Source organism: Streptomyces sp. NPDC057654, assembly GCF_042800135.1.
GTDB lineage: Bacteria > Actinomycetota > Actinomycetes > Streptomycetales > Streptomycetaceae > Streptomyces.
The window spans coordinates 1-4,830 of sequence record NZ_JBHVHQ010000669.1; the positions used below are offsets into that span (position 1 = coordinate 1).

The window sequence follows — 4,830 nt, forward strand, 5'->3', positions numbered from 1 at the left end:
GGGCACGGTGTCCGGCCGGGGGCGGGCGCCGCCGCCGCTGCCGTGATCCGCCGCGGCGGCCGGTGCGGCGGGCGCCGCGGGCTGCTGCGTACGGGCCCGGCGCCGCTCCTCCACCCGGTCGCGGGCCGTGGCGAGCGCGCCGAGTTCGGGCCCGGTGGCGCCGAGCAGCCTTACCAGGGCGTCGAAGCGGTCGGTGGGCGGCAGCGTCTTGCCCGCGAAGTAGTCGCCGATGACGCCGTGCGCCCAGCCGGTGCTGGCGGCCAGTTCCCGGTAGGTCAGCTGCGAGTCGCCGCGCTGCCGGGCGGCCCTGCGGCGGAGCTGGCGCAGCAGGGCGGCCAGCGCCTCCACGCTGTCGACGGCTCCCAGGTCCGCGCGCCCGCCGCCCGGTCCGCCGCCCGGCTTGTTTCCGGCGGTTCCAGCGGCCCCAGAAATTCCCTCGAATCCCCCGGGCACCCCGGATTCTCCACTCACGTACGCCACATCCCATCCGGCCGTATAGGTAAACCGCAGATCCCGTGCGCCACCCGGTTGTCCGGGCCCATCCGAACCTGTCCGACGGCGGCCGTTTCCCCCGCGAAGACTGAAGTTGATTGTGCAAGCGTTGCCCCGTTCAGACAACCTCTTCTACCCGATGATTTCCGTCACGGCGCCCCGTACGGCATTCATGTGATTGCCGTTCAGGGACCGGAATGGGAATCTCTGAAGGAGATTACGCACAATGAGTCAGGTCTGTAACAAGCAGCAGCCTCAGCTGCCGTCGCCGAGCCAAGCGGCGCTCCGCGACCTGTACGACAGCGTCGACACCCCCGTCGCCACCGGCTCGGCCCACTTCATGCGGGCCGGCAGCGAACTGCACCTCGTCCACCGCGACCTGGAGCTGGGCGACCGGCGTCAGGCCGGGGTGCGCGTCGCCTGCGCCGCCGCGGCGGTCCGGTCGGCGCTGGCCGACTACGAGTCGTCCCGCGACATCGCCCGCGAGCTGGGCTTCCACGCGGTGCACGACGCCCGGCTGCGGGCCGCGGGCCGGGAGGGCGTCCAGGTGCTCGACGTGCTCCGCGAGGCGGGCTCGCAGGGTCTGGTGGCGCTCGACGAGGAATCGCTCGCGGACATCGCCGCGCAGTACGCCGAGGGCGGCGACGAGTCGGCATTCGGTGGATTCATCGACACGCTGCGGGTGTTCTCCGCAGAACTCGACACATTCGCCCGCAACGCCGACGCCGAAGGCCCCGTCGAGTGGCAGCAATTCGCCTGGAAATCGATCACGGAATTCGACCGGATTCGAATCCGCGGGCAGGCGATCGCCATCATCAACATCTTCGGAATGACCAACGCAACCACCGCGGTCGGCTGACAAACCGATACGCCCCGTCAACTTCTTTAAGGAGGAAGGACGGATGAGTCAGGTCTGTAACAAGGCGCTCCAGCTGTCCCAGCAGGCACTGAGCGACAAGAAGCGGCTCGCCCAGCACGCCGGCGCCGAACTGCTCGCCGCGGCGAGCGACCTCTTCAAGGCGCTCGAACTCGCCGAGCACGAGGACGCCACGACCACCGCGGCCGTGTACGTCGCGTCGGCCGAGAAGCGGCTGCGCCACGCGGACGAGCTGCTGGCCGAGGTCGGCGCGATCCTCGCCACCGGCGAGCTGACCGAGGAGACCCGCGACTGGTACCGGAACCTCGACTACGACCGGCTGTACCGCACCGGCGTCGAGCTCGGCATGACGTCGCGCGGCGCGGAGCTGTGGTCGGAGATCACCGAGGTCACCGTGGCGCAGGGCCCCACGGGGGTGTGCCGGGCGCTGCGCGACCGGGTGCTGGCGACGGCCTCTCTGATGGCCGGATGGCTGGGCGGGGCCGGCGACGCCGAGTCCGCGGGCCGGATCGTTCGGCTCCAGTCCGCCATGTCCGAGCTGACGGTCCACGCCCAGCTCATGGGGTACTTCAACAAGGTGGAGCCGCGGGACCCGCACTGGCTGCGGTGACCTGCCCGGCGCGTCGTCACACGCGCCACGGCTGACCGGGGCGGCAGCAGGACATCCCCGGGAGGAGAGCGCCGGCCTGGCCGCCGGCGCTCTCTTCCGTGCGCCTCGGGGCCCTACCACAGCGGAGCGGGTTCGTGCGTGCACAGGGCCCGTACAGCCGTCGCACAGGGGGTGCAGGGTCGGGCGGCCCCCGCCGCATGACTAATCTCTCTTCGGCGGTTGCATCATCACGCAACCTTGCGTGACCTCCCGAGTCTCTTGATGACCGGGCGGACTCGTGCCGTGTCATCAGGAGCCGGGTCCGCCGTGGGCGGCCGCTAGAAATCGAGGGGTATGGATGGGCGCAGGCAGAAGGGGTTCGTCGCGAGCGGCGCGGCCCGAGGAGGGCCGCGGCCGGCGTTCGGAGCTGATGATGCTGGGCCTGGCGGTGCTGCTGACGCTGTTCGGCTACGCGTCGGTGGGGCTGGCCACGGAGGGGAAGCTGCCGGCGGAGCTGCCCGTGTACGCCATCGGGATGACGGTGATGGCCATGGGGGCGCACTGGGCGGTGCGGAGGTTCGCCCCGTACGCCGATCCGCTGATCCTGCCGATCGCCGTCGCGCTGAGCGGGCTGGGGCTGGTCCTCATCCACCGGCTCGACCTCGCGTTCGCGCTGAGCTCCCCGAAGCGGGCGGTGACGGTGGCGCCGACCCAGCTGATGTGGGGCGCCATAGGCATCGCGGTCTGCGTCGCCGTGCTGATCTTCCTCAAGGACCACCGCCATCTCCAGCGGTACACCTACATCAGCATCACGGTCGCCCTGGTGATGCTGATCGCTCCGGTGTTCTTCGGCGCGGACACGCTCGGCGCCAAGCGGTGGATCACGCTGGGCGCGCTGTCGTTCCAGCCGGGTGAGTTCGTCAGGATCGTCATAGCCGTGTTCTTCGCCGGCTATCTGACGATGCACAAGGACGCCCTCGCGCTGGCCAGCCGCCGGGTGCTGGGCTTCTCGCTGCCGCGCGGCCGGCAGTTCGGGCCGATAGCCGCCGTGTGGCTGCTGAGCCTGCTGGTCCTGATCTTCGAGCGGGACCTCGGCACCTCGCTGATCTTCTTCGGGCTGTTCGTGATCATGCTGTACATCGCCACCGAGCGCACCAGCTGGGTGGTGACCGGTCTGCTGATGTTCGCCGTCGGCGCGACGGTGGTCGGCTCCATGGAGCCGCACGTGCACGGCCGCATCTCCGCCTGGCTGCACCCCTTCGCCGCCCTACAGGACCCGGGCGCCGGCTCCGACCAGCTCGCCAAGGCCCTGTTCGGCTTCGGCAGCGGCGGCATCCTGGGCACCGGCCTCGGCTCCGGCCGCCCCGACCTCATCGGCTTCGCCGCGCGCAGCGACTTCATCCTCACCAGCGTCGGCGAAGAGCTCGGCCTCGCCGGCATGACGGCGGTGTTCCTGCTGTACGCGCTGCTGGTGGAGCGCGGGCTGCGGGCCGCGCTCGACGCCCGCGACTCGTTCGGCAAGCTCCTCGCGGCGGGGCTCGCCAGCGCCCTGGCGCTCCAGGTCTTCGTGGTGTCCGGCGGCGTCACCGGGCTGATCCCGCTGACCGGCAAGGCCCTGCCCTTCCTCGCCCAGGGCGGCTCGTCGCAGGTCGCCAACTGGGTCCTCATCGCCTTGCTGCTGAAAGTCAGCGACGCGGCGCGCAGACCGGCCCCGGAACCGGTGGCGGACCTCGACGAGCAGTCGACGCAGCTGATACGGCGCTGAGAACCCTGGGGCGGGCCGCCGCCCCGGCGGGCTCCTACCGGTAGGCCCCGGCCTGGAGCCCGTACATCGCGGCGTAGCGCCCGCCCAGCGCCAGCAGCTCCCGGTGCGACCCGGCCTCCGCCACACGGCCGCCGTCGAGCACGAGGATCAGGTCGGCGGCCCGTACGGTCGAGAAGCGGTGCGAGACCAGCAGCGTGATCCGCGCCCCGCCGCCGGTCCGGGCCGCCGCGCAGATCCGCTCGAACAGCGCGTGCTCCGTCTCCGCGTCGAGGGACGCGGTGGGCTCGTCCAGGACGAGCAGCAGCGGCTCGGTACGCATCAGCGCCCGGCCGAGGGCGAGTTTCTGCCACTGGCCGCCGGACAGGTCCACGCCGCCCTCCCAGCCGCGCCCGAGCGGGGTCTCCAGGCCGTCGGGCAGCGCGCCGGGCAGCTCGGCCGCGCCCGCCCGCTCCAGCGCCGCCCGGACACGCCCGCCGTCCGCCATGCGGTCCACGTCCCCGACGCCCACGCTCTCGCGTACGGGCAGCTCGAAGCGGACGAAGTCCTGGAAGGCGGCGCTGATCCGCTCCCGCCACGCGGCGGGGTCGCAGGCGGCCAGCTCGGTCCCGTCCAGCAGGACGCGGCCACGGGTCGGCTCGTACATCCGGCACAACAGCTTGACCAGGGTGGACTTGCCGGAGCCGTTCTCGCCGACGAGCGCCACGACGCTCCCGGCGGGCAGGTCGACGCTGACGTCGCGCAGGACGCGGCGGCGGGTGCCGGGGTAGCGGAAGGACAGCCCCTCGACGCGGATGCCCCGGCGCAGCTCGGCGGGGACGGCGGCCGACGGGGCGGGCGGCCGGGCCCGGCGCGCGTACGAGCGCAGCCACCGGAACCGCTCGGCGCTCTGCGCCAGGTCCACCACCACGCCGGTCGTGCTCACCAGCCCGGCGACGTGCCCCACGAACCGGCCGGCCAGCACCACCGCGAGCAGCACCGCGCCCAGGCTCGCCTCGCCGCGCGCGGCGAGGTCGGCGACGAAGCCGACGGCGGCGACGAGGGAGAGCGTGTTGAGCGTCCCGGCGAGCCCGCCGACGGGCGCCACCCGCCACTGCGGGCGCCGCATCA

5 protein-coding genes are annotated in these 4,830 nt (G+C 72.4%); 3 read left to right on the forward strand and 2 right to left on the reverse strand.

Annotated features, from left to right (window positions below):
* Window positions 1-453: helix-turn-helix domain-containing protein (locus ACFU99_RS33290; RefSeq protein WP_384399152.1), on the reverse strand; the 453-nt coding region annotated here is incomplete at its 3' end.
* A gap of 265 nt (window positions 454-718) precedes the next feature.
* Here ACFU99_RS33290 and ACFU99_RS33295 point away from each other — a divergent pair.
* The 3 genes from ACFU99_RS33295 (at window position 719) to ACFU99_RS33305 (ending at window position 3,723) form a co-directional block, all read left to right on the forward strand.
* Window positions 719-1,351: a hypothetical protein gene (locus ACFU99_RS33295; protein ID WP_384399154.1), complete on the forward strand. Its 633-nt coding sequence runs from the start codon at window positions 719-721 to the stop codon at window positions 1,349-1,351.
* A 43-nt stretch (window positions 1,352-1,394) separates the two neighbouring features.
* A complete protein-coding gene (locus ACFU99_RS33300; protein WP_384399156.1) occupies window positions 1,395-1,979 on the forward strand; it encodes a hypothetical protein in 585 nt (194 codons plus the stop codon).
* Window positions 1,980-2,316: 337 nt separating this feature from the next.
* On the forward strand, window positions 2,317-3,723 hold the full coding sequence (locus ACFU99_RS33305) for an FtsW/RodA/SpoVE family cell cycle protein (protein ID WP_384399158.1): 1,407 nt from the start codon (window positions 2,317-2,319) through the stop codon (window positions 3,721-3,723).
* Window positions 3,724-3,757: 34 nt separating this feature from the next.
* Here the strand turns inward: ACFU99_RS33305 and ACFU99_RS33310 are convergent.
* Window positions 3,758-4,830: ABC transporter ATP-binding protein (locus ACFU99_RS33310; RefSeq protein WP_384399160.1), on the reverse strand; the 1,073-nt coding region annotated here is incomplete at its 5' end.